Raw genomic sequence first — 22658 nt, forward strand, 5'->3', positions numbered from 1 at the left:
ATGACGGACGTCCTCTCGGTCACCCGCCTCAGCAAGACGTTCCCGGGCGTACGCGCCCTGGACGGGGTCGACTTCACCGCACGCGCGGGTGAGGTGCACGCCCTGATCGGTGAGAACGGCGCGGGCAAGTCCACCCTCATCAAGGTCCTGACGGGCGTGTACGCACCGGACGCGGGCGAGCTGACCTTCAACGGCGAACCGGTCAGCTTCGCCACCCCCCTCGAAGCCCAGCACGCGGGCATCTCCACCATCTACCAGGAGGTCAACCTCGTCCCCCTGATGAGCGTGGCCCGCAATCTCTTCCTCGGCCGCGAGCCGCGCGGCCGTCTGGGCCTCATCGATTTCCGCCGCATGCACCGCGAGGCGGACGAGGCCCTGCAGCGGCTCGGCATCCGGGTCGATGTGCGCCGCCCCCTGCGTGAACTGGGGGTCGGCACCCAGCAGATGGTGGCTCTGGCCCGCGCGGTCTCGGTCGACGCGCAGGTCGTCATCATGGACGAGCCGACGTCGTCCCTCGAACCCCGCGAGGTCCAGACGCTCTTCGGCGTGATCCGCATGCTGCGGGACCGCGGCATCGCGGTGATCTACGTCAGCCACCGCCTGGAGGAGCTGTACGAGGTGTGCGACACGGTCACGGTGCTGCGCGACGGCAAGCTGGTGCACACGGGCCGGATCGCGGACCTCGACCGGCTCCGCCTCGTCTCGCTGATGCTGGGGCGCGAGGTCGGGGAAGTACGCGAGGAGGGCGTCACCAAGTTCTCCGGAGAACACGCCCCGGAAACCCAACCGGTGCTCCAAGCAGAGAACCTGACGATGCGTCACTACTTGCACGGCGTGTCCGTCGAGATCCGCCCCGGCGAGGTGGTGGGCCTGGGCGGACTGCTCGGCTCGGGCCGCAGCGAGACGGCCAAGGCCATCGCGGGAGCACTGCCGCCGGACTCCGGGCGGGTGGTGATAGCGGGCGCGGCGGTCCGTACTGGCTCACCGCCCGCCGCCATCCGCGCGGGCATCAGCCTCCTCCCCGAGGACCGCAAGGCCGAGGGGATCGTCCCCGGCCTCTCGGTCCGCGAGAACATCGCACTCGCCGCGCTCCCCCGCCTCTCCCGCTTCGGCCTGGTGAACGAGTCGGCGATCGACTCCATCGTGGACACCTTCATGAAGCGCCTGCGCATCAAGGCGTCGGGCCCCCACCAGAAGGTGGGCGAACTGTCGGGCGGCAACCAGCAGAAGGTGCTCCTGGCCCGCTGGCTGGCGATGAACCCCAAGGTCCTCCTCCTCGACGAGCCCACCCGAGGCATAGACATCGGCGCGAAGGCCGAGGTCCAGAAGCTCATCGACGAGCTGGCCAACGACGGCCTGGCCGTACTCCTCATCTCCTCCGACATGGAGGAACTGATAGAGGGCTCAGACCGAGTGATTGTCCTCAAGGACGGCACGGTGATCGAAGAACTCACCGGCGCCCAGGTCACGGAGGACGCCCTCATGCGAGCGATAGCAACAACCAGGAGCCCAGGTGACTAGCCCCCGACCCGCCCGCAGCCGCCGGACCAACCCGCCTCACCGAGAAGCCAAGGCGCACCCGGAGTACTCATGACTGACCTCGCCCTAGGAGCAAAAGCCGCCGACCGCGAACGCATCCTCCGCTTCCTCCAGAACTACGGCGTCTACCTGGGCGTAGCCGTCCTGCTGCTGCTCAACATCGCGCTCACCCCGCACTTCCTCTCCGCCGAGAACTTCCGCACCCAGGCGGTCCAGGTCGCCCCCGTCCTCATCGTCGCGCTCGGCATGGCGCTGGCCATCGGCAGCGAGGGCGTGGACCTCTCCGTCGGCTCCGTCATGGCGCTCTCCACGTCACTGCTCTCCCTCTACCTCGGCTACGGGACATGGATCGCGGTCATCGTCGCGGTCATCGGCGGTGCGGTCATCGGCATCGCGAACGGCTCGCTCATCGCGTTCATCGGCGTCCAGCCCATCGTCGCCACGCTGGCGTTGATGGTCGCGGGCCGCGGCCTCGCCCTCGTGCTCCTCCCCCAGCTCAAGGACGTACACGACCCGACCATGGCCTCGCTCGGCTCCGGCGCCGTGCTCGGCATCCCCTACCTCGTCCTGATCGCGGCGGCACTCGCACTCCTCGTCGCGTTCGTCGTCCGGCGCACCACCTTCGGACGGCAACTGCTCGCCATCGGCGACAGCCGCCCGGCCGCGCGCCTCGCGGGACTCCCCGTACGCCGTGTCCTGATCCTGGTGTACGTCTGCTCCGGCGCCCTCGCGGCGATCGCGGGCGTCCTGGCGACGGCCCGTCTCACCGCCAGCGACCCCACCTCGCTGGGCAACCTGATGGAACTGTCCGCGATCACGGCCGTGGTGGTCGGCGGCACCCCGCTCAGCGGCGGGCGCGTACGGATCGGCGGCACCGTCGCGGGCGCCGTACTGATCCAGCTGCTCACCGCCACGCTCATCAAGCACGATCTGCCGCCCTCCTGGACACAGATCGCCCAGGCCGTAGTGATCATTCTCGCCGTCTACGCGGCACGGGAGAGGGGCAAGCGGTGACCGGCACCGTCCTATCCGAGGCCAAGTCCATGAAGCCGAGCGACGACGAGCCCACCGGCGCGAGCCGCTCCGAGCGCGTCAGCGCACTCGCCCAGCAGCACGGTGCCCTGGTCACCCTGGTGGTCGCCGTCATCGCGGCGTCGGCCAGCTTCGACACGTTCCTGACCGGTGACAACCTGGAGAACATGGCGGTCTCCTCCGCCTTCCTCGCGGTCGTCGCCCTGGGCATGACCTTCGTGATCATCACCGGCGGCATCGACCTCTCCGTCGGCTCGCTGTTCGCACTCGGCGGGGTCCTCGCGGCCTGGGGCTCGCAGTACGGGACGGCGGTGGCGCTGCTCCTGCCGCTCGCGGTCTGCGGACTCATCGGCCTGGTCAACGGCCTCCTCATCGCCCGCTCCCGGCTGGCCCCCTTCATCGTGACGCTGGCCGCGATGCTGGGCGCCCGCGGCATCCTCCTGTCCATCACCGACGAGGGGTCGAAGACCTATCTGGTCGACAAGGACTCGTTCTTCGCGACACTCGGCCAGGGGAAGGTTTTCGGCATCGGCGCCCCGGTCTGGATCACGCTCGTCCTCTTCGTCGCCGGCGCCGTGGTCCTGCGCCGCAGCCGCTTCGGCCAGTACGTGTACGCGGTCGGCGGCAACGAGGACGCGGCGGCCCTGATGGGCGCCCCCGTGGCCCGCACCAAGGTCACCGTCTACACCATCTCCGGGCTCTGCGCGGGCCTGGCGGGCGCGCTCAACGCGGCCTGGCTGGTCTCGGGCGTCACCATCCTCGGCTCGGGCATGGAACTGGAGGCGATCTCGGCGGTCGTCATCGGCGGCACGCTCCTGACCGGCGGATTCGGCTTCATCAGCGGCTCGCTCGTCGGCGTGCTGCTCCTGAAGGTCATCCAGAACGTCATCAACCAGATCGGCTCGCTCGACTCCGCCTACCAACAGGTGGTCAGCGGCGCCTTCCTGGCCCTCGTCGTGATCGCGCAGACCTGGCTGGGCCGCAGGCGCCGGGTGCTGTAGCTAAAGGGGAACGATCTGGCCCTTGCCCAGGGCGATCACGCCCCCCTTCGACACCGTGTAGAGCTCTTCGTCCCGCTCGGGGTTGACGCCGATCGTCGCCCCGGGCGGGACGTCCACGTTCTTGTCGAGCACGGCGCCCCGCACCACCGCTCCCCTGCCCACCCGGACGTTGTCGTGCAGCACCGAACCCTGTACGACCGCCCCGTCCTCTATCGTCACGCCGGGCGAGAGCACGGAGCGTGTGACCTGTCCCCGGATGACGCATCCGGGGCTGACGATGGACTCGCTGGCGATGCCGGCGGCGCAGAACTTGGCGGGCGGCAAGCCGCCCGGGTGGGTGTAGATGGGCCAGCGCCGGTTGTCCAGGTTGAACACGGGCTGGTCGGAGATCAGGTCCATGTGCGCTTCGTAGTACGCGTCGAGCGTGCCGACGTCACGCCAGTAGCCGTGATCGCGCGCGGTCTCCCCCGGCACGTGGTTGTCGTCGAAGTCGTACACCTGGGCAAGGCCGCGCTCGGTGAGCATCGGCAGGATCGAACCGCCCATGTCGTGCTTGGAGTTGTCGTCCTCGGCGTCCTGCTGGATCGCGTCGACGAGGGTCTTGGTGGTGAAGACGTAGTTGCCCATGGAGGCGAACACCTCGTGCGGCGACTCGGGCAGGCCGGGCGGGTCGGTGGGCTTCTCCAGGAAGCGGTCGACCCGCCGGCCGTCCCGGGCGGGCGTGATGATGCCGAAGGACGACGCCTCCGAGCGCGGCACGCGGATGCCCGCCACCGTCACTCCGGCGCCGCTCTCGAAGTGCTGGTTGAGCATCTGCCGGGGGTCCATGCGGTAGACGTGGTCGGCGCCGAACACCGCGATGTAGTCGGGCTGTTCGTCGTGGACGAGGTTGAGGGACTGCAGGATCGCGTCCGCGCTCCCCAAGTACCAGCGCGGGCCCAGGCGTTGCTGTGCCGGGACCGGCGTGACGTAGTTGCCGAGGAGGCTCGACATCCGCCAGGTGGTGGTGACGTGCCGGTCCAGGGAGTGCGACTTGTACTGGGTCAGCACGCAGATCCGCAGGATGTCGCCGTTGACGAGATTGGAGAGCACGAAGTCGACGAGGCGGTACGTACCGCCGAACGTGACCGCTGGTTTGGCCCGGTCGGCCGTGAGGGGCTGCAGGCGCTTCCCCTCACCGCCCGCCAGGACTATTCCGAGCACCGAAGGTCCACCGCGCATCGCGCCGCCCCCTTAACTGGGATCACTTGGACTCGAGTAACTCCTCGTACACGCCGGTCGTGCGTCGCGCGACCGCGTCCCAGCCGAACTCCCTGACGGCGCGGTCACGTCCGACCGCGCCCATGCGGGTCGCGGCGCCCGGATCGGCGACCAGTTCGTTCAGGGTCTCTGCGAGCCGCGCCTCGAAGGCCGCCGGCTCCTTCTCCTCGTACGGGACGAGGAGTCCCGTGCTTCCGTCGGCGACGACCTCGGGGATGCCACCGACATCCGATGCCACGACCGCGGTGCCGCAGGCCATCGCTTCCAGGTTCACGATGCCGAGCGGCTCGTACACGGAAGGGCAGACGAACACCTGGGCGTGCGTGAGGAGTTGGATGATCTGTGGGCGTGGCAGCATCTCCGGGATCCAGTGGACTCCCCCGCGGACGCGGCTCAGCTCCTCGAAGAGGACGCGGAACTCGGCGTCGATCTGCGGGGTGTCGGGGGCTCCGGCGCAGAGCACGAGCTGCGTCGCGGGGTCCAGCTCCTTCGCGGCGCGCAGCAGGTGGGGTACGCCCTTCTGCCGGGTGATGCGTCCGACGAACAGGACGTAGGGCCGCCCGGGGTCGATCCCCAGGTGTTCGAGGACGTCCGTGCCGGGGTCGGGGCGGTACAGGCCGGTGTCGATGCCGTTGTGCACGACGTGCACCTTCGCCGGGTCGATGGCGGGATAGCAGCCGAGGATGTCGTCCCGCATGCCGTGCGAGACGGCGATCACGGCGTCCGCGGCCTCGGCGGCGGTGCGCTCGGCCCAGCTGGACAGGGCGTATCCGCCGCCCAGTTGCTCAGCCTTCCAGGGGCGCAGCGGCTCCAGGGAGTGCGAGGTCATGACGTGCGGGATGCCGTGCAGGAGTTTGCCGAAGTGGCCCGCGAGGTTGGCGTACCAGGTGTGGGAGTGGACCAGGTCGCACCCCGTGAGGGCCGCCGCCATGGACAGGTCCACGGAGAAGGTGCGCAGGGCGTCGTTGGCGCCCTCCAGGGAGCTCCAGGCCTGGTGGCGCATGGGTCCGCCGACGGACCCGCCGTTCCCCCAGCAGTGCACGTCCACGTCGACGAGGGCCTCTAACTCCCGTGCGAGGAACTCGACATGGACTCCGGCTCCGCCGTACACATCTGGTGGATATTCCCGGGTGAGCAGTCCCACTCGCACGCAGAACCTCCGTCCGTCCGTCCCAGCCGTCGGTCGCCCGCCCCCTCATGGTCACCCAGAAGCGCCCGGTGGGGAAGAGGCCCGCACCGACCTCTGGGGCGGCCGGTCGAAGCAGCAGTCGCCGCACAGGCCGCCGCCCGGGCAGCGGTAGTAGAGGCAGCAGCTGCGGCGGCGGAACGCGCTGCCGCGCAGAGTTCCGGTGCCGCGCAGGTCGGGGTGGTCGAAGAGTTCGGCTGCCAGCACCCGTGCGCGCTCCCCCACGTCGGTACGTCCCGTGCGGCGCGCCCAGGTGTCCAGTTCGCGGGCCGCTCCGGCGAGCGCGGAGCCCGCGTTGCCCCACAGCAGGGGTGCGGAGATCCGGTACCGCGTGCGCAACGCGTCGGCCAGGGGCGCCAGATGGCCGTGCTGTACGGCGTCCCGGATGCTCGCGGCGTCGCCGGGCCGTGTCCGCACGTCCGTGAGCCACAGGTCGTCGGGCGAGCCGCCGTCCGCGTCCCAGTGCAGCAGCCCCGGGTCGAGGTCGGGCAGCTCGCCGTGCAGCGCGGCCGAGCCGAGCGCCACGGACCACAGCCGTGCCGCGAGCCCCAGCTGTGCCACGGAGACCGCGACGCGCGCGTCGGGTGCCCCGAGCCGGGCGGCGACCTTGTCGACGCGGAACGCGAGGGGCCCGTCGTCCCCCGCGTACAGCCGTGCCAGGGACGTCACGTGGGCGCCGTCGGGCGGTGCCCCCGTGCGCAGGGCGAAGAATCCGCCGACGGAGCCGACTTCTGTCAGGTCGAGAGGGACTGTCACGACAGGAGAGCCTAGGCGTCCCTGCGGAACAGGGCCGTCCACAGGAAGGACTCGCCGAAGTACGGGGAGTCGGCCGGTTCGTCGCGCATGCGGCGCAGTTCGACCTCCGTGAGGTCGGAGAAGATCCAGCGCAGGGACTCCGGTGTGTAGGCGAGGCCGCCCTGGAGCCCGGACGCGCCGTAGAGGTCCGCGTCGGGCAGCTCGGAACCGGAGCCCGCGTCTCCGGCGGCGAAGCTGGTGAGCGCGAGGTGGCCGCCGGGGGCGAGGGCGCGGTCGAGCAGGGCGAGGTAGCTGACGCGGCGGTGGGGCGGCAGGTGGTGGAAGCAGCCCGAGTCGTGGATCAGGTCGTACGGGCCGCCCAGTTCGGCCTCCGTGAGCGCGAAGGCGTCGCCGCGGCGGAAGCTGATGTCCGCCCCGGCCTCGCGGGCCCGCTCCTCGGCCCAGGCGACGGCTGCCGGGGAGAGGTCGACGGCGTCCACCTGGAACCCCAGGGACGCCAGATACAGGGAGTTGCGTCCGGGGCCGCAGCCCAGATCGAGGGCGCGGCCCGGCGTGACGAGGCCTCGCTCGACGTACGAGGCCAGGTTCTCGTCCGGTTTCTCCACGAAGAAGGGCACCGGCCTCGACCGGTCGGTGTAGAAGCCGTCCCACCAGCTCGCCGCGTCGGCGGTCCACCGGTCGGCCTCCGGCGCGAACAGGCCGTCCATGAGCTTCAGGACGTCATCGACACTGCGTATGTTCCGGTGCATCCGGACCCCTTTCCACAAGGGTCAAGAATACGGTTGGGCGCCATGAAAGCCCAGGTCAGGCCGTGTGAGCGCAAGCCCGTGGACGCTCGTTCGAGGGGGTGGGAGCGGCACGGAGGGGCGGCACCCCGCACGAGGCGGTCCGGTGCGTCCAGGGCGCGCCCAGGGGCCTGTACGGGGGTGTTCCGGAGTGCGCTCTCGCAAGAATTTTCGAGATTCTGGATGATCTGCCGAACCGCTGCGTAACCCACCCGGGGGAGGACATCTTCCCGGTCGTACTCCATCGGCAGTAGGACCCAATGCCTGCTGAGGTACGACGACGCGGAGCGAAATTCGCGAGATCGTAGTGACTATGGAAGCCGACCGTTCGCCGCGCCGGACGCCCCGGGCCCGCCAGGGGGCGCAACGCAAGCCGTGGAGCACCTCATGAGTGCCCTCACGCTCGCCGTGCTGCTCTCCCTCGTCTCGGCCGTGGCCTACGCGGGCGGGGCCATTCTGCAGGAGCGCGTCGCCGTGAGCACGCCGGAGCGGCGGTACGCCCCGATGCGCCGCGGCATCTGGTGGCTCGCCATCGCGCTGAACGGCCTCGGTGCGCTCCTGCACGTCGTGGCGCTCGCGTACGGGCCGCTGAGCCTGGTGCAGCCCCTCGGCGCCCTGACCATCGTCTTCGCCCTGCCGATGGCCGCCCTCTTCGTGCGCCGCAAGGCAGGGGCCACCGCGTGGCGCGGCGCGATCATGGCGACCGTGGGCCTCGCCGGGCTGCTCTCGCTGACGCAGTCGGCGGACGCGCAGTCCCTGGACGACGCCGAGCGGGTCATGGTGGCGCTGGTGACGGCGGGCGCCGTGGTGGCGCTCATGGTCGTGGCGCACGCGGTGCACCGCCATCCGGTGGTGCGCAGCGTACTGCTCGCCAGTGCGGCGGGCGTCGCCTTCGGCATCGCCTCGGTGTTCACCAAGACGGTGGCGGTGGACCTGGACGCGCACGTGTCGCTGACGCGGCAGGTGCCGAGCCTCGCCGTGATCGCCGTCCTGGCCGGCGCCGGTGTACTGATCTCGCAGGCCTCCTACCGGGGCGCGGGCCTCGCGGCGCCGCTCTCGACGGTGACCGTCATCAACCCGGTCGTCGCGGCCGCGGTGGGCCTCACGCTCTTCGGCGAATCGTTCCGCTACGGAACGGCGGGCACGATCGTCGCCCTCGGTTTCGGGGTCGTCGCGGCGGGCGGTCTGATCCTGCTGACCACGGAGCGGATCGGCGCGCAGGGTGTTCCGGCGACGGTGCCGGTGGCCAAGGGCGGTCCGGTGCCGGCCGATGCCACGGCCTCCGAGGCGCGGACGCACGAGCTGCCCGCGGTGCCCTCGCAGACCGTGGCCGGCCTGGACGCACACCCGCATCCGCACCCGCACCGCCGGGTGTTGTTCCGTCACGGCCACGGACGCGAGCGCATCGGCTCCTGAGGGCCTTGGCCCGAGGTCGCAGCACGTCCTGAAGCCCCTGAGGATGCGTTTCTCAGGGGCTTGCGTGTGTCAGATCCGGACGCCGCCGGCCCGCAGATACGCGAGCGGGTCGACGTCGGAGCCGAAGCCTGGCCCCGTGCGGATCTCGAAGTGCAGATGCGGGCCCGTGCTGTTGCCCGTGGACCCCGAGCGCGCGATGCGCTGCCCCGCGCCGACCTTCTGCCCCGCCTTCACGGTGAGCGCCGAGAGGTGGCCGTACTGGGAGTACTTGCCGTCGGCGTGCCGGATCACCACTTCGTAGCCGTACGAGCCGCCCCAGCCCGCCGAGACGACCGTGCCCGCGGTGACGGCCTTCACGGACGTGCCGGTGGCCACGGGGAAGTCGACGCCCGTGTGATAGCCCTTCGACCAGGAGCCGCCCGCGGCACGGTACGGCGTGCTCGGTGAGGCGGCCACGGGTGCGGACATGCCCCGCGAGGCCTGGGCGGGCTTCGCCTTCTTCGGCTCGGCCTTGGGCTGGGCCTTGGGCTCGGCCTTCGGCTTCGGCGCTGCCTTCGGTTCGGCCCGCTGCTTCGGCTCCGTGAGCGGCTTCGGCTTCCCGGCGGCCGCCCGCTTCTGCGAGGCCTGCAGCGCGAGCCGCTGGCCCGGCGTGATCAGGTCGGGGTCACCGCCGATGGTCGTGCGGTTGGCCTCGTACAACTGCTGCCAGCCGCCGCGGACCCGGCGTTCGTCGGCGATCTGGGAGAGCGTGTCGCCGCGGACGACCGTGTACATCTGGCCGCGGCCCGCGGCGGACTGCGGGGTCACTTCCGGCTTGACGTCCTTGACCTGGCGCTGGGGGGCCTTCGGCGCGGCCTTCTTGGGCGCGCTCACCGGCGTGACGTCGGGTGCGTCGCCGCCCCGCGTCAGGCCCGCGCGCTCCGAGCAGACCGGCCAGGCCCGCGGGCCCTGCGCCTTGAGGACCTTCTCGGCGACGGCTATCTGCTGGTCCTTGGTCGCGCGGTCGGCGCGCGGGGCGTAGGCCGTGCCGCCGTACGCTTCCCAGGTGGACTGCGTGAACTGCAGGCCTCCGTAGAAGCCGTTGCCGGTGTTGATGCTCCAGTTGCTGGTGGACTCGCACGCCGCGACCTTGTTCCAGGTGTCGACGTCGGCCGCCTCCGCCGTACCCGTGCCGATCAGCGGCAGCGCCATCCCGGCGCCACCCGCCGTGACGGTCAGCGAGGCTCGGTTGATCCTGTTCGGCTGATACCGGCGGTGCCGACCGCGTACGGCCATGAGAGCTCCCTCGGTCACACACATCACAGTCACGTCGGACACACGACAAGGCGGCAAGTTAGCCGGTCCGACCCAACCGTGACAAGGGCGCGCGACCGAGGGGGCGCACCACGGGTCAGCCCTTCAAGTGCTCCGGGAGCCACCGGAGTTGGACGCTCTGCTGGTAGGGGCCACCGCCCTCGTGATCGTTGAAGGAGTACACCTCCATCGAACGTTCCGCGCCCGTGTAGGCGTTGTGCGCGGCGAACACGGTGGACGGCGGGCACGTCATGTCCTCGAGCGCCGCCGAGAAGAGCGCGGGCGCCGTGCCCCGCGCCGCGAAGTGCACGCCGTCGAAGTAGGAGAGCGTACGGAAGACGCGCTCCTCGACGCCGCGCTTCGCCTTCATGTAGAGCGCGATCTCCCGGTACGGCGGCCGGTCGGTGAGGGTCGTGGCCCTCGGGAAGTCGCAGAGGAACGGCACGTCGGCCGCGATCGCCGCCAGGTCGGGGACGAGTCCGCCGACGGCGAGTGTGATCCCGCCGCCCTGGCTGCCGCCGACCGCGGCGACCCGCGAGGAGTCGACCAGCGGATGCGAGCGGGCCGCCTCGACCGCCCGTACACCGTCGGTGAAGACGCGCCGGTAGTAGTACTCGTGGGGGTCCTCGATGCCGCGCGTCATGTAGCCGGGGTAGGCGGGACCGCTGCCGACCGGGTCGGGGGTGTCGCCCGGCGAACCGCCGCTGCCCTGCCCCCGGGTGTCCATCACGAAGTGCGCGAAGCCCGCCGCCGACCACAGCAGCCGCTCGTGCGGGAGGCCTCGGCCGCCGCCGTACCCGATGTACTCGACGACGGTGGGCAGCGGCTCGGTCGTCCCCGCGGGCAGTATCAGCCAGCCCTTGACGGGGTGACCGCCGAATCCCGCGAACGTCACGTCGAAGACGTCGACCGTGCTCAGGTGCGCGTCGACGGGGACGAAGCGGGGGTCCAGGTCATGCTCGCGTGCGGCCGAAAGGGTCTTCTCCCAGAACGCGTCGAAGTCCTCGGGCTCGGTCACCTCGGGCCGGTAGCGGCGCAGTTCGTCGAGCGGCATGTCGAAATGGGGCACGGGCGGCTCCTTCGTCGGACACAGTGTCGGAATGTCACGCTACGCCGCGGGGCAATACTGGCGAACATCACCGGCACTTCCACTTCCAGGAGTCACGGCATGAGCAGCACGTCAGCCCAGATCGGAGTCACGGGCCTCGCGGTCATGGGGCGCAATCTGGCCCGCAACTTCGCACGCAACGGCTACACCGTCGCCCTGCACAACCGTACGGCGGCCAAGACACAGGCGCTGGTCGAGGAGTTCGGCCACGAGGGCGAGTTCATCGCCACCGAGACCGCCAAGGAGTTCGTCGCGGCGCTCGAGCGCCCGCGCCGCCTCGTCATCATGGTGAAGGCGGGCGAGCCCACGGACGCCGTCATCCGGGAGTTCGCCCCGCTCCTGGAACCGGGCGACATGATCGTCGACGGCGGCAACGCGCACTTCGCGGACACCCGGCGCCGCGAGCGTGAACTGCGCGAGCAGGACATCCACTTCGTCGGCACGGGCGTGTCCGGCGGCGAGGAGGGCGCGCTGCTCGGCCCGAGCATCATGCCGGGCGGATCGCAGGAGTCGTACGCCTCGCTCGGCCCGATGCTGGAGAAGATCTCGGCGAAGGCCGAGGACGGATCGCCTTGCGTCACGCACGTCGGCCCGGACGGCGCGGGGCACTTCGTGAAGATGGTGCACAACGGCATCGAGTACGCGGACATGCAGCTGATCGCGGAGGCGTACCAGCTGCTTCGTGATGTGGCGGGCTACTCCCCCGCGCAGATCGCGGACATCTTCCGCACCTGGAACACCGGCCGCCTCGACTCCTACCTGATCGAGATCACGGCGGAGGTCCTGAAGCACGTGGACCCCGCGACGGGCAAGCCGTTCGTGGACGTGGTCGAGGACCGGGCCGAGCAGAAGGGCACCGGCCGCTGGACCGTGCAGATCGCCCTCGACCTGGGCGTCCCGGTGTCGGGCATCGCGGAGGCGGTGTTCGCCCGGTCCCTCTCTGGCCACTCCGAACTGCGGGCGGCGTCGAAGGAGTTGGCGGGGCCGACGGCACGGGCGCTGGACGAGGCGGAGGCCGCGGCGTTCGCCGACCAGGTCGAGCAGGCGCTGTACGCCTCGAAGATCGTGTCGTACACGCAGGGCTTCCACGAGGTGGCCGCGGGCAGCGAGGAGTACGGCTGGGACATCGACCTGGGCGCGGTCGCCGCCATCTGGCGCGGCGGCTGCATCATCCGCGCCGCCTTCCTGGACCGCATCCGCGCCGCGTACGACGCGCGCGCGGATCTGCCGAGCCTGCTCTCGGACAAGACGTTCGCGCAGGAGATCGGTGCGGCCCAGGACGACTGGCGCGCGGTCCTGGTCGCGGCCACCCGGCAGGGTGTCCCCACGCCGGGCTTCTCGGCGGCCCTCGCGTACTACGACGCGCTGCGTGCGGAACGCCTGCCTGCCGCGCTCACGCAGGGGCAGCGGGACTTCTTCGGGGCGCACACCTACCGGCGTACGGACCGCGAGGGGTCGTTCCACACGTTGTGGGGCGGGGACCGCTCAGAGGTCCAGGCCTAGGGCCTGATCCGGACGAGAGGGGCCCTGGGGGCCGCCGTCGGGCCCCAGGCCTCCCCGTCCGCCGTCAGACCGGCTTCGGCTCGGTCTCGGGCTCCGGTCCCGGCGGCGGGAGCGGGGTCGGCGGCGGGCCCGGCGTGGGCCGGGGCACGGGGCCGGGGCCCGGGCCGGGCGTGGGCCGATCGGGGTCCGGAACGGGGTTCGGTGCGTTCGGGTCGGGGATCGGGCTCGGCGGCATGGGGTCGGGGAACGGGACGGTCATGGTCTCCTCCATCGAGGTCGGAGAGGGGTCGTGACCACTCTCTCCCGCCTCGCGTGCCCACGCCTGCCGAGTCCACGCGTCCTCGTGCCGTCCGATCAGTTCCGAGTGCCGTCCGATCAGTTCCCGGTACGGCTGAGGCGCACGACGGGGATGTCGCGATCGGTCTTGGCCTGATAGTCCGCGTAGGGGGCGAACAGCCCGACCAGACCCGGCCAGACCCTGGCCTTCTCCTCGGCCGAAAGGGTCTCGGCGCGGGCGGCGAACCGCTCCTCGGTGCCCACACGGAGCCGTACGTCGGGCTCGTCGACGAGATTGCGGTACCACAAGGGGTGCTCGTCGTTGCCGCCGTTCGAGGCCACGACGAGGTAGTCGTCGCCATCGCGGCCGTAGATCAGTACGGTTCGGCGCCACTGCCCGGTGCGCCGTCCGCGGTAGTCGAGCAGCAGGCAGGTGACACCCCGGGTCTCGTGGCCCTCCGTGCCGCCGGACTCCTCGTAGACACGGGCTTGTTCGGCCACCCAGCCGGTGGGGCTGACGATGACCTCTTCGTCCTGCTGCGCCATGTCCGCTCCTGTGAGGTCGAAGGGGTACGCGGGAGCCGAGCGGCGACTCAACCCCCGCGATCAGCCTACGACTTGCCGCCCACGCCGCATCGGAGAACGGCCGCACGCAGACCGGGGCGCGGGCTGGCGATGACCGGCACGGGGAGGGTGGCGCGGTCCGCCGCGTCCGCCATGGACGCCTGGGCGAGGACGACGGAGTCGACGCCTTCCAGGGCGTCGACGGCCTCCGCGATCAGACGTACGTGGCCTTCTCCGTCACCGGCCTCGAACCGCTCCCAGGCGCCGTCCACCAGGACCGTCGTGACCTCTACGGGCCGTCCGGCGCGGGCGGCCTCCTCCTCGACGAGGGCGCGGGTCGGACCCAGGGTGCTCTCCAGGGTGGCGACGACGGCGACGGCCCGCCCCGCCGCCACGGCGGCGGCCGCCATGGGCCGGTCGACCCGCACGACGGGGACGCCCACGGCGGCGGCGCGGGCCTCGGTGACGGCGCCGATCGTCGAGCAGGTGCAGAGCACGGCGCTCGCCCCCTCGGCGACGGCCTGCTCCAGCAGCTCCTGGATGTCGTCGGCCACCGCGTCCGGCCCCTCGGCACGGGCCCGCGCCAGCAGGTCCTCGTGGACGAGGTGCCGCAGGGCGAACCCCGGATGGTCCTGGTCCCGCAGCCCCTCGAAGACGGGGACGTGCACGGGCGAGGTGTGCAGCAGGGCGAGCGTCGGGCTCACCACGCGGCCGGGTCCGACTTCACCTTGTCCAGAGCGGCGGCGACCAGCTCTCCCGAGGGCACGGGCGCCTCGTCGGGGTGCCGCTCGGCCCACTTCACGACGTACGGGCACAGGGGCGCGACGGCGACGCCTTCCCGCGCGGCCATCGCGTACAGCTCCCTGGCCAGCGATCCCGCGATGCCCTCGCCCTCGTGCGCGGGCACCACTTCGGTGTGCACCGGCACCAGGGCGGACTCGGGTGCGTCCAGCGTGAAGTAGGCGATCTGGCCGACGACTTCACCGTCCGCGCGCGCTTCGAGGGCGCCGCGCGCCCGGTCGTCGCGGATCTCGATCCCACTGCTCATCGGCTCTCCTGGAGGTCGTGCACCGCCTGCGGGCTGCGCGCCATGTCGTCGGCGCCCGGCACCGGCGCGGACGCGTCGTCGCCGAGGGCCACGATGCGGTTGACCGCGCCGTCGACGCCGTCGACGTGCACGACCCTGGGCCGCAGGGTGCGGGCCTCGGCGTCGTCGACCTGGGCGTAGCTGATGATGATCACCTTATCGCCGGGGTGCACGAGGTGCGCGGCCGCGCCGTTGATGCCGATGACGCCGCTGCCGCGTTCGCCCTCGATGGTGTACGTCTCCAGGCGGGCGCCGTTGGTGATGTCGACGATGTGCACGAGCTCGCCGGGCAGCAGGTCGGCGGCGTCGAGGAGATCGGCGTCGATGGTGACGGATCCCACGTAGTGCAGGTCCGCCTGGGTCACCGTGGCGCGGTGGATCTTGGACTTGAACATGGTGCGCAGCATGTTGAACTCCTGGGGTCGGCTCCCTGCCCGCGTAATTGCAGGTCAAGGGCGTTATCCACTCTACATGGGCGTACGCCCGTACGCCGGGATACTCCGAGGTGCGCTCAGCGGTCCGCCCGCTTCTCGTGCGGTCCCGTGTCCGGGACCTCGCCGATCTCCGCCGCCGCAGGATCGAGTACGCGCGACAGGAACGTCCGGGTCCGCTCGTGCTGGGGGTCGCCCACCACTCGTTCGGGCGTACCCTCCTCGACGATCACTCCGTCGTCCATGAAGACCACCCGGTCGGCGACCTCGCGCGCGAAGCTCATCTCATGGGTGACGACCAGCATCGTCATCCCCTCCTTGGCGAGCGAGCGCATCACCGCGAGCACGTCTCCGACCAGTTCGGGATCGAGCGCGGAGGTCGGCTCGTCGAAGAGCATCAGCTCGGGGTCCATGGACAGCGCCCGGGCGATCGCGACCCGCTGCTGCTGGCCGCCGGAGAGCTGCGCCGGATAGGACTGCTCCTTGTCGACGAGGCCGACCCGGGCGAGGTTGGCCCGCGCGATGCGCTCCGCCTCCTCCTTGCCGCGCCGCAGCACGCGGCGCTGCGCGATGGTCAGGTTCTCCAGTGCCGTGAGGTGCGGGAAGAGGTTGAAGGACTGGAAGACCATGCCGATCCGGCGGCGTACGCGATCGATGTCCACATCGGGGTCGGTGACCTCCGTGCCGGCCACCGTCACCGTGCCCGACGTGGGCTCTTCCAGGAGATTGACACAGCGCAGCAGGGTCGACTTGCCGGAGCCCGAAGGGCCGATGACACAGACCACGTCACCGCGCCCGACCGTGAAGTCGATGCCCTTGAGCACCTCCAGATCACCGAACGACTTGTGCAGCTCGCGCACCTCGATCGCCTGGCCCGAGGGTGCGGGCGCGTCGGGCGCCTTGTCCAACTTCACGGTGCTCACCTGGCTTTCGCCGTACGGGCCTCGAGCCGCCGCACCAGATGGCCGAGCGGGAGGGTGATGACGAGATACAGCAGTCCGGCGATCAGGATCGGGGTCAGGCTCTTGTGCTCGTTCAGCGCGTCCCGGCCGAAGTTGGCCAGCTCGAACTGGCCGAGCGAGAGGCCGAGCAGATACACCAGGGAGGAGTCCTTGGTGAGCAGGATCAGCTCGTTGGTCAGCGGCGGCAGCACGATCCGGAACGCCTGCGGCATCACGATCGACACCATCGCACGCCCCGATGACATGCCCAGCGAACGGGCCGCCTCCGTCTGCCCCTTGGGCACCGCCAGAATGCCCGCGCGGATCGTCTCGGCCATGTAGGCGGCGCCCACCAGGCCCAGCGACAGCATCACCGTGATGTCCATGTCGAGCGCGACCTCGAAGGCCAGCGGCACACCGAAGCCGAGCGCGATGAACACCAGCAGGGAGGGGATGCCGCGGAAGAACTCGATATAGGCGATCGCGATCCAGCGGTACGGAGCCACCGTGGACAGCCGCATCAGCGCAAGCACGATGCCGAGCCCCAGGCCGAAGCCGAAGCCGAGCAGCGTGTAGTAGGCGGTGTTGACCAGCGCGGTGGTGATCACCTCGGGGAACATCGCCTTGGCGATCTCCACGTCGAAGAACGCCTGGCGCAGTGTCCCCCAGTCGGCCACCAGGGCGAACACGGCTATGGCGATGATCAGCACGGCGTACTGGACGCCGCGGAACAGCCGTGCCCGCTGCCGTCGGGACATGGTCATACGTGCAGAACTCCTCTGGTCAGCCGTTTGAGTGCTCGAGGTCAGCTCTGCGGAGTGGTGCCGAACCACTTCTTGTAGATCTTGTCGTAACTGCCGTCGGCCCGCGCGTCCTTGAGGACCTTGTTGGCCTTGGCGCGCAGCGCGTCATTGCCCGTACGGAAGCCGATTCCGTACTCCTCGCCGGTGTCGAACTCCGCGGTCACCTCGGTGTCCGGGTTCTCCTTGACGTACTCGAAGAGCACGCCGTTGTCGTTGATGCCCGCATCGACCTTGCCTGCCTTGACGGCGGTGAGCAGCAGCCCGACGTCCTCGTACTCCACGAGTTCGATGTCGAGGCCCTCGCTCTCCTTCTTGGCGTAGATGCCGCCGGTGGTTGCCTTCTGGTAGCCGAGCTTCTTGCCCTTGAGGTCATCGAAGGTCTTGTAGGGCTCGCCCTTCTTGGTGATCAGCGCCTGCGTGGCGTTGAAGTAGGGGTCCGAGAAGTCCATGACCTTGTCGCGTTCCTTGGTGATCGTCATGCCCGCGGCGGCCAGATCGCACTTGCGGATGTTGAAGTCCTGGCCGGTCTCGATGCCCTCGAAGGGCGTGTTGACGATCTCCTGCTTCACCCCCAGTTCCTTGGCGATCAGGTCGACCAGATCAACGTCGAAGCCGACGATCTTGCCGTCCTTCTTCGACTGGAACGGCGGATAGGGCAGATGCGTGCAGGTCTTGAGCGTGCCGGACGAGACGAGCTTGATCCCCGAGCCGCCCTTGTCGCTGTCGCTGTCGGACTTGGTGCTGGTGCAGCCCGCCGCCAGCAGGCCGGCGGCTACCGTCAGGGCCATGACAGCCACCGGGGAACGAACGGACTTCGGGGGACGAGCGGACACAGGACCTCCAGGGCAGGCTCGAACCAGGGCGCGAGCGAGATCAACAGCGCTGTGTGCTGCGCAAGCTGCGGTGCATCCTGCCACCGGCCAGGGCTCTTGTCCTGCCCTCAGGGTTGCGTATGAGTAACACACTCGATCTCCACTGCGTCAACTTCCCTGTGTGAGCGGGTGCTTGCTCTTGGTCTTCACCCTCCAGCCGGTGACCTCCGGGGCGGAGAGCCCGCGGCTCGCCTCACAGAATCCAGCCGGATGCCCGTTGCGGCTTGCAGGGGGACCTCGGCGTGGTGGTGCGCGTCAGTCCCTCCGTCCCGGTCTTCGAGGATCATGGTGAGGCCCACCTCTTCCCGCCCGCGTCGATGACCCGGAGCCGGTGCCCAGTCACGCGGCACCGACCGCCACCAGGGCCTCGGCCTGCTCCCGGCAGGCGTCATGCCGCCGCCTTCTCCGCCTTGTTGGCGAATTGCGTCCGGTAGAGCTCCGCGTACCGGCCCCCCGTCCCCAGCAGTTCCTCGTGGGTTCCCCGTTCCACGATCCGGCCCGCCTCCACGACCAGGATCTGGTCGGCGGACCGCACCGTCGAGAGGCGGTGGGCGATGACGATCGCCGTGCGGCCTTCCAGGGCCTCCGCGAGGGCCTCTTGGACCGCCGCCTCGGAGGTGTTGTCGAGGTGCGCCGTGGCCTCGTCGAGGATGACCACCCGTTGCTGGGCCAGGAGCAGGCGGGCGATCGTCATGCGTTGGCGCTCGCCGCCGGAGAGGCGGTAGCCGCGCTCGCCGACCACGGTGTCCAGGCCGTCGGGCAGGGAGCGTACGAGGTCTTCGAGGCGGGCCCTGCGCAGGACGTCCCACAGGTCGTCCTCGGTGGCCTCGGGGCGGGCGAGCAGCAGGTTGGCGCGGACCGACTCGTGGAAGAGGTGGCCGTCCTGGGTGACCATGCCGAGGGTCCGGCGCATGGATGCCGCGGAGAGGTCGCGGACGTCCACCCCGCCGATGCGTACGGTTCCGGAGTCCGTGTCGTACAGACGCGGCAGCAGTTGCGCGATCGTCGACTTGCCTGCCCCGGAGGAGCCGACGAGTGCGATCGTCTGGCCGGGCTCCGCGCGGAAGGAGAGGCCGTGCAGGACCTCTTCGCCGCCCCGGGTGTCGAGGGACGCGACCTCTTCGAGGGAGGCCAGGGAGACCTTCTCGGCGGACGGGTAGCCGAAGCGGACGTCGTCGAACTCCACCGCCACCGGGCCCGAGGGGACCTCCCGCGCGTCCGGCTTCTCGTCGATCAGCGGCTTCAGGTCGAGGATCTCGAAGACCCGCTCGAAGCTGACGAGTGCGCTCATGACCTCGACCCGGGCTCCCGCCAGGGACGTCAGCGGTGCGTAGAGGCGGGTCAGGAGCAGGGCGAGGGAGACGATCGCGCCCGCTTCCAGGGTGCCGTCCAGGGCGAAGTAGCCGCCGAGGCCGTAGACGAGGGCCAGGGCGAGGGCCGAGACCAGGGTGAGCGCGGTGATGAACGTGGACTGCGCCATGGCCGTACGGACACCGATGTCCCGCACCCGCCGGGCCCGCGTGGCGAACTCCTCCGACTCGGCGCCCGGACGGCCGAAGAGCTTGATGAGCGTGGCGCCCGGAGCGGAGAAGCGCTCGGTCATGCGCGTGCCCATCGCCGCGTTGTGGTGTGCGGCCTCGCGCTGGAGTTTCGCCATCCGGGAGCCCATGCGCCGGGCGGGCACGACGAAGACGGGGAGCAGGACCAGCGCAAGGAGCGTGATCTGCCAGGAGAGCTTCAGCATCACGGCCAGCGTCAGGAGCAGCGTGACCACGTTGGCGACGACGCCGGAGAGCGTGTTGCTGAACGCGCGCTGGGCGCCGATCACGTCGTTGTTGAGGCGGCTGACGAGCGCACCGGTGCGGGTGCGGGTGAAGAAGGCGACGGGCATGCGCTGTACGTGGTCGAAGACAGCCGTCCGCAGGTCGAGGATGAGCCCCTCCCCCAGGTTCGCCGACAGCCAGCGGCCGAGCAGTCCGAAGCCGGCCTCAGCGACGGCGATCACGGCGATGAGCAGGGCGTACCGGACGACGAGCGAGGAGTCGCCGTCCTTGACGATCACGTCCACGACGCTGCCCGCGAGGACGGGGGTCGCCACGGCGAGCAGCGCGGTGACGATGCTCAGGAGAACGAAGTAGACGATGCGGCGCTTGTGCGGGCGGGCGAAGGCCCCGATGCGGCGCAAGGTGGCGCGGGCGAAGGGACGGCTGTCCTGCTCGGCGCGCATCACGCTCTGCAGCTGGGTCCAGGCTGTCGTTTCCATGCTCATGAGGAGAACGTAGAACCTCAAGCTTCCTTGAGGTCAAGGGTCGGTGGTGAGGCACCCGAACGAGACCCCCCGCGCGTCCCTGTCGCAGCCCTTGACCCGCGTGTAACAGGAACGTACTTTCGCTTCAACTCTTGTGGCCAACACAGAGGTTGTCGACTTCCTGATGTGAGAAGGCGAACACATGCGAGAGCTACGAAGGCGTACTCTGCTGTCCGCGATCGGTGGCACAGCCGTCGCGGGAGGCGGTCTCACTGCCGCCGGCACGGGGATCGCCCAGGCCGCGCCGCAACGCCCGAGCCCGCTCGACCCGAAGCTGAGCCCCCTCGACCCGAAGATCAAGAAGCTGCTCGACCGTATGACTGTCGAAGAGAAGCTGGGCCAGCTTCAGCAGCTCCCCTGGGCCGTCAGCACGGGACCCGGCGGCAGCGAGACGAAGGACGTCGAGGACGCGGCGCGCGCCGGACGGCTCGGTTCGGTCCTGAACATCTTCGGCGCCAAGAGCAGCAACGCCCTGCAGCGCATCGCGGTGGAGGAGTCCCGGCTCGGAGTTCCGCTGCTCTTCGGCCTCGATGTCATCCATGGCCTCTGGACGACATTCCCGATCCCTCTCGCCCAGGCGTCGAGCTTCGACCCGGAGGTCACCCGGCGGGACGCCGAGGTGTCGGCCAGGGAGTCCCGTTCGAACGGCGTGCACTGGACGTTCTCGCCGATGATGGACGTCACGCACGAGCCGCGCTGGGGCCGGATCGCCGAGGGCTGCGGCGAGGACCCGTACCTCACGACGGCGTTCGCGGTGGCCAAGGTGGAGGGCTACCAGGGCGAGAAGGGTTCGGGGCTCGACGCCAAGGACCGCATCGCCGCCTGCGCCAAGCACTTCGTCGCGTACGGCGGGGCCGAGGGCGGCCGGGACTACAACACGGTCGACGTGTCGGAGTCACGCCTGCGCAACCACTATCTGCCGCCGTTCAAGGCCGCGTTGGACGCGGGCGTGGCCACGGTGATGGCCTCCTTCAACACCATCAGCGGCGTCCCGGCCCACGGCAACTCCCACACGCTCACCGACGTGCTGAGCAAGGAGTGGGGCTTCGACGGCTTCGTCGTCAGCGACTGGAACGGCGTCGACGAGCTCATCGCGCACGGCTTCGCCGAGGACGGCGCCGACGCGGCGCGCCTCGCGCTGAACGCCGGCGTCGACATGGAGATGGCCAGCACGGACCTGGCCAAGCACGGCAAGAAGCTGCTGAGCGGCGGCAGGATCAGCAAGCAGCGCCTCGACGAGGCGGTCACGCGGATCCTGCGCCTGAAGTTCGCGCTCGGGCTCTTCGAGAACCCGTACGTCGACGAGGGCGACGCCATCGACAAGCCGTCCGCGGCGGCCCGCAAGGCCGCCCGCGAGACCGCGGCCCGCTCGATGGTGCTCCTGAAGAACGACGGCAAGGCGCTTCCGCTCAAGGCGTCCACCGGTTCGATCGCGGTCGTGGGTCCGTTCGGCGACTCCGACGACCTGCTCGGCACGTGGACGTTCCCGGGCGCGGCGAAGAACTTCCCCTCGGGGAAGGTCCTCGCCGCGGTGAAGGCCGCGGCTCCGCGGGCGAAGGTGACGTACGCGAAGGGCGTCGACCCCGAGGGCGAGGACACCGGCGGCATCCCGGCGGCCGTCGCCGCGGCCAAGGACGCGGATGTCACCGTCGTCGTGGTCGGCGAGCCCCCGGCGATGAGCGGCGAGGCGGCCGCGCGCAGCGACATCAGCCTGCCGGGCGGGCAGGAGAAGCTGATCGAGGCGATCGCCGGGACGGGCAAGCCGTTCGTGGTGGTCCTGGTCAACGGGCGCCCGCTGACCATCGGCGACTGGCTGAAGTCGGCGCCCGCCGTCCTGGAGGCCTGGCACCCGGGCCTTGAGGCGGGCAACGCGATCGCCGACGTGCTGTTCGGAGAGGTCAATCCGGGCGGCAAGCTGCCCGTCTCGTTCCCGCGGACGGTCGGTCAGATCCCGGTCCACTACAACCACGAGTCGACGGGCCGCCCGTACAGCGCGGACAACAAGTACACGTCCAAGTACCTCGACCTGCCCCCAAACCCGCAGTTCGCCTTCGGCCACGGGCTCTCCTACACGTCCTTCGAGATCGGCGAGCCGAGGCTGAGCCGCGACCGCGTGTCCGCGCGGGCGCTGCGCAAGGGCGACACCCTGGAGGTCTCGGTGTCCGTCCGCAACACGGGCGACCGCACGGGCGACGAGGTCGTTCAGCTGTACGTCCACGATATCGCGGCGAGCATCGCGCAGCCGGTGCGCAAGCTGCGCGGCTTCCGCAGGGTGACGCTGAAGGCGGGCCGGTCGACGACCGTCCGCTTCCAGCTCGGCGCCGAGGACCTCGGGTTCTGGACGAACGCCCAGGACGGTGAGTTCCGGGTCGAGGAGGGGGCGGTGGACCTCTACGTCGGCAACAGCTCCGAGGCCGAGGCGAAGAAGCGGCTGACGATCACGTAGGCCGTGCGAAAAGGGCCGTGCGGAAACGGCCGGGCCCCGGTGGAGGGCCCG

21 protein-coding genes are annotated in these 22658 nt (G+C 70.3%); 6 read left to right on the forward strand and 15 right to left on the reverse strand.

Annotated elements, in window-relative coordinates; genetic code table 11:
• The 3 genes from OG302_RS06795 (at position 1) to OG302_RS06805 (ending at position 3572) form a co-directional block, all read left to right on the forward strand.
• Complete coding sequence (locus OG302_RS06795) at positions 1-1521, forward strand: sugar ABC transporter ATP-binding protein (RefSeq protein ID WP_371525904.1); 1521 nt, start codon at positions 1-3, stop codon at positions 1519-1521.
• Positions 1522-1590: 69 nt separating this feature from the next.
• The gene (locus OG302_RS06800; protein WP_371525905.1) at positions 1591-2553 is read left to right on the forward strand and encodes an ABC transporter permease; all 963 of its coding nucleotides are present in this window, start codon (positions 1591-1593) and stop codon (positions 2551-2553) included.
• A 29-nt stretch (positions 2554-2582) separates the two neighbouring features.
• A complete protein-coding gene (locus OG302_RS06805; RefSeq protein ID WP_371750035.1) occupies positions 2583-3572 on the forward strand; it encodes an ABC transporter permease in 990 nt (329 codons plus the stop codon).
• Here OG302_RS06805 and glgC read toward each other — a convergent pair whose 3' ends face one another.
• The 4 genes from glgC to OG302_RS06825 are packed head-to-tail and all read right to left on the reverse strand — an operon-like array spanning position 3573 to position 7523.
• The gene (gene glgC / locus OG302_RS06810) at positions 3573-4793 is read right to left on the reverse strand and encodes a glucose-1-phosphate adenylyltransferase (protein WP_371525906.1); all 1221 of its coding nucleotides are present in this window, start codon (positions 4791-4793) and stop codon (positions 3573-3575) included.
• A gap of 22 nt (positions 4794-4815) precedes the next feature.
• Positions 4816-5982: a glycogen synthase gene (gene glgA / locus OG302_RS06815; protein ID WP_371525907.1), complete on the reverse strand. Its 1167-nt coding sequence runs from the start codon at positions 5980-5982 to the stop codon at positions 4816-4818.
• 51 nt (positions 5983-6033) lie between these two features.
• Complete coding sequence (locus OG302_RS06820; protein WP_371525908.1) at positions 6034-6774, reverse strand: (2Fe-2S)-binding protein; 741 nt, start codon at positions 6772-6774, stop codon at positions 6034-6036.
• A gap of 11 nt (positions 6775-6785) precedes the next feature.
• Positions 6786-7523 carry a class I SAM-dependent methyltransferase gene (locus OG302_RS06825; RefSeq protein WP_371525909.1) on the reverse strand — a complete coding sequence of 246 codons (738 nt, stop codon included), beginning with the start codon at positions 7521-7523 and terminating at the stop codon, positions 6786-6788.
• A 423-nt stretch (positions 7524-7946) separates the two neighbouring features.
• Here OG302_RS06825 and OG302_RS06830 point away from each other — a divergent pair, with 423 nt between their 5' ends.
• On the forward strand, positions 7947-8975 hold the full coding sequence (locus OG302_RS06830; RefSeq protein WP_371525910.1) for a DMT family transporter: 1029 nt from the start codon (positions 7947-7949) through the stop codon (positions 8973-8975).
• A 69-nt stretch (positions 8976-9044) separates the two neighbouring features.
• On the opposite strand, the gene OG302_RS06835 is transcribed toward OG302_RS06830, so the two are convergent.
• Together OG302_RS06835 and OG302_RS06840 are read right to left on the reverse strand one after the other, a co-directional pair.
• Complete coding sequence (locus tag OG302_RS06835; protein WP_371525911.1) at positions 9045-10250, reverse strand: transglycosylase family protein; 1206 nt, start codon at positions 10248-10250, stop codon at positions 9045-9047.
• 115 nt (positions 10251-10365) lie between these two features.
• A complete protein-coding gene (locus OG302_RS06840; RefSeq protein WP_371525912.1) occupies positions 10366-11337 on the reverse strand; it encodes an acetylxylan esterase in 972 nt (323 codons plus the stop codon).
• Positions 11338-11436: 99 nt separating this feature from the next.
• Between OG302_RS06840 and gndA the strand changes: the two genes are divergently transcribed.
• The gene (gndA, locus tag OG302_RS06845; RefSeq protein ID WP_371525913.1) at positions 11437-12879 is read left to right on the forward strand and encodes an NADP-dependent phosphogluconate dehydrogenase; all 1443 of its coding nucleotides are present in this window, start codon (positions 11437-11439) and stop codon (positions 12877-12879) included.
• A 64-nt stretch (positions 12880-12943) separates the two neighbouring features.
• Here gndA and OG302_RS06850 read toward each other — a convergent pair whose 3' ends face one another.
• From OG302_RS06850 to OG302_RS06890, 9 genes are all read right to left on the reverse strand, one after another.
• A complete protein-coding gene (locus OG302_RS06850; protein WP_361831681.1) occupies positions 12944-13138 on the reverse strand; it encodes a hypothetical protein in 195 nt (64 codons plus the stop codon).
• 116 nt (positions 13139-13254) lie between these two features.
• Entirely contained in the window at positions 13255-13701 is a 447-nt protein-coding gene (locus OG302_RS06855; RefSeq protein ID WP_371525914.1) for a nitroreductase family deazaflavin-dependent oxidoreductase, read from the reverse strand.
• 65 nt (positions 13702-13766) lie between these two features.
• The gene (locus OG302_RS06860; protein ID WP_371525915.1) at positions 13767-14426 is read right to left on the reverse strand and encodes an aspartate/glutamate racemase family protein; all 660 of its coding nucleotides are present in this window, start codon (positions 14424-14426) and stop codon (positions 13767-13769) included.
• Positions 14420-14767: a GNAT family N-acetyltransferase gene (locus OG302_RS06865; protein ID WP_371525916.1), complete on the reverse strand. Its 348-nt coding sequence runs from the start codon at positions 14765-14767 to the stop codon at positions 14420-14422. The genes OG302_RS06860 and OG302_RS06865 overlap by 7 nt, the downstream gene beginning before the upstream one ends.
• Positions 14764-15213: an aspartate 1-decarboxylase gene (gene panD, locus OG302_RS06870; RefSeq protein WP_371525917.1), complete on the reverse strand. Its 450-nt coding sequence runs from the start codon at positions 15211-15213 to the stop codon at positions 14764-14766. Before panD ends, OG302_RS06865 begins: the two co-directional genes overlap by 4 nt.
• Positions 15214-15317: 104 nt before the next feature.
• Complete coding sequence (locus OG302_RS06875; protein ID WP_371750036.1) at positions 15318-16145, reverse strand: amino acid ABC transporter ATP-binding protein; 828 nt, start codon at positions 16143-16145, stop codon at positions 15318-15320.
• An 11-nt stretch (positions 16146-16156) separates the two neighbouring features.
• Positions 16157-16942 (reverse strand): amino acid ABC transporter permease, encoded by a 786-nt coding sequence (locus OG302_RS06880; RefSeq protein WP_371525918.1) that lies wholly within the window; start codon positions 16940-16942, stop codon positions 16157-16159.
• 41 nt (positions 16943-16983) lie between these two features.
• Entirely contained in the window at positions 16984-17769 is a 786-nt protein-coding gene (locus OG302_RS06885; RefSeq protein ID WP_371525919.1) for a basic amino acid ABC transporter substrate-binding protein, read from the reverse strand.
• Positions 17770-18241: 472 nt separating this feature from the next.
• Positions 18242-20116, reverse strand: a complete 1875-nt coding sequence (locus OG302_RS06890) for an ABC transporter ATP-binding protein (protein WP_371750037.1) — start codon at positions 20114-20116, stop codon at positions 18242-18244.
• A gap of 361 nt (positions 20117-20477) precedes the next feature.
• Between OG302_RS06890 and OG302_RS06895 the strand changes: the two genes are divergently transcribed.
• Positions 20478-22607: a glycoside hydrolase family 3 N-terminal domain-containing protein gene (locus tag OG302_RS06895; RefSeq protein ID WP_371750038.1), complete on the forward strand. Its 2130-nt coding sequence runs from the start codon at positions 20478-20480 to the stop codon at positions 22605-22607.
• Positions 22608-22658: the final 51 nt, after the last annotated feature.

The organism is Streptomyces sp. NBC_01283, assembly GCF_041435335.1.
Lineage (GTDB): Bacteria > Actinomycetota > Actinomycetes > Streptomycetales > Streptomycetaceae > Streptomyces.

What these genes read in the sequence shown, in the direction of transcription:
- OG302_RS06795 (WP_371525904.1), top strand. Translation starts at nt 1, where the DNA reads ATGACGGACGTCCTCTCGGTCACCCGCCTCAGCAAGACGTTCCCGGGC.
- OG302_RS06800 (WP_371525905.1), top strand. Translation starts at nt 1,591, where the DNA reads ATGACTGACCTCGCCCTAGGAGCAAAAGCCGCCGACCGCGAACGCATC.
- OG302_RS06805 (WP_371750035.1), top strand. Translation starts at nt 2,583, where the DNA reads ATGAAGCCGAGCGACGACGAGCCCACCGGCGCGAGCCGCTCCGAGCGC.
- glgC (WP_371525906.1), bottom strand. Translation starts at nt 4,793, where the DNA reads ATGCGCGGTGGACCTTCGGTGCTCGGAATAGTCCTGGCGGGCGGTGAG.
- OG302_RS06825 (WP_371525909.1), bottom strand. Translation starts at nt 7,523, where the DNA reads ATGCACCGGAACATACGCAGTGTCGATGACGTCCTGAAGCTCATGGAC.
- OG302_RS06830 (WP_371525910.1), top strand. Translation starts at nt 7,947, where the DNA reads ATGAGTGCCCTCACGCTCGCCGTGCTGCTCTCCCTCGTCTCGGCCGTG.
- OG302_RS06835 (WP_371525911.1), bottom strand. Translation starts at nt 10,250, where the DNA reads ATGGCCGTACGCGGTCGGCACCGCCGGTATCAGCCGAACAGGATCAAC.
- gndA (WP_371525913.1), top strand. Translation starts at nt 11,437, where the DNA reads ATGAGCAGCACGTCAGCCCAGATCGGAGTCACGGGCCTCGCGGTCATG.
- OG302_RS06850 (WP_361831681.1), bottom strand. Translation starts at nt 13,138, where the DNA reads ATGACCGTCCCGTTCCCCGACCCCATGCCGCCGAGCCCGATCCCCGAC.
- OG302_RS06855 (WP_371525914.1), bottom strand. Translation starts at nt 13,701, where the DNA reads ATGGCGCAGCAGGACGAAGAGGTCATCGTCAGCCCCACCGGCTGGGTG.
- OG302_RS06865 (WP_371525916.1), bottom strand. Translation starts at nt 14,767, where the DNA reads ATGAGCAGTGGGATCGAGATCCGCGACGACCGGGCGCGCGGCGCCCTC.
- panD (WP_371525917.1), bottom strand. Translation starts at nt 15,213, where the DNA reads ATGCTGCGCACCATGTTCAAGTCCAAGATCCACCGCGCCACGGTGACC.
- OG302_RS06880 (WP_371525918.1), bottom strand. Translation starts at nt 16,942, where the DNA reads ATGACCATGTCCCGACGGCAGCGGGCACGGCTGTTCCGCGGCGTCCAG.
- OG302_RS06885 (WP_371525919.1), bottom strand. Translation starts at nt 17,769, where the DNA reads ATGGCCCTGACGGTAGCCGCCGGCCTGCTGGCGGCGGGCTGCACCAGC.
- OG302_RS06890 (WP_371750037.1), bottom strand. Translation starts at nt 20,116, where the DNA reads ATGGAAACGACAGCCTGGACCCAGCTGCAGAGCGTGATGCGCGCCGAG.
- OG302_RS06895 (WP_371750038.1), top strand. Translation starts at nt 20,478, where the DNA reads ATGACTGTCGAAGAGAAGCTGGGCCAGCTTCAGCAGCTCCCCTGGGCC.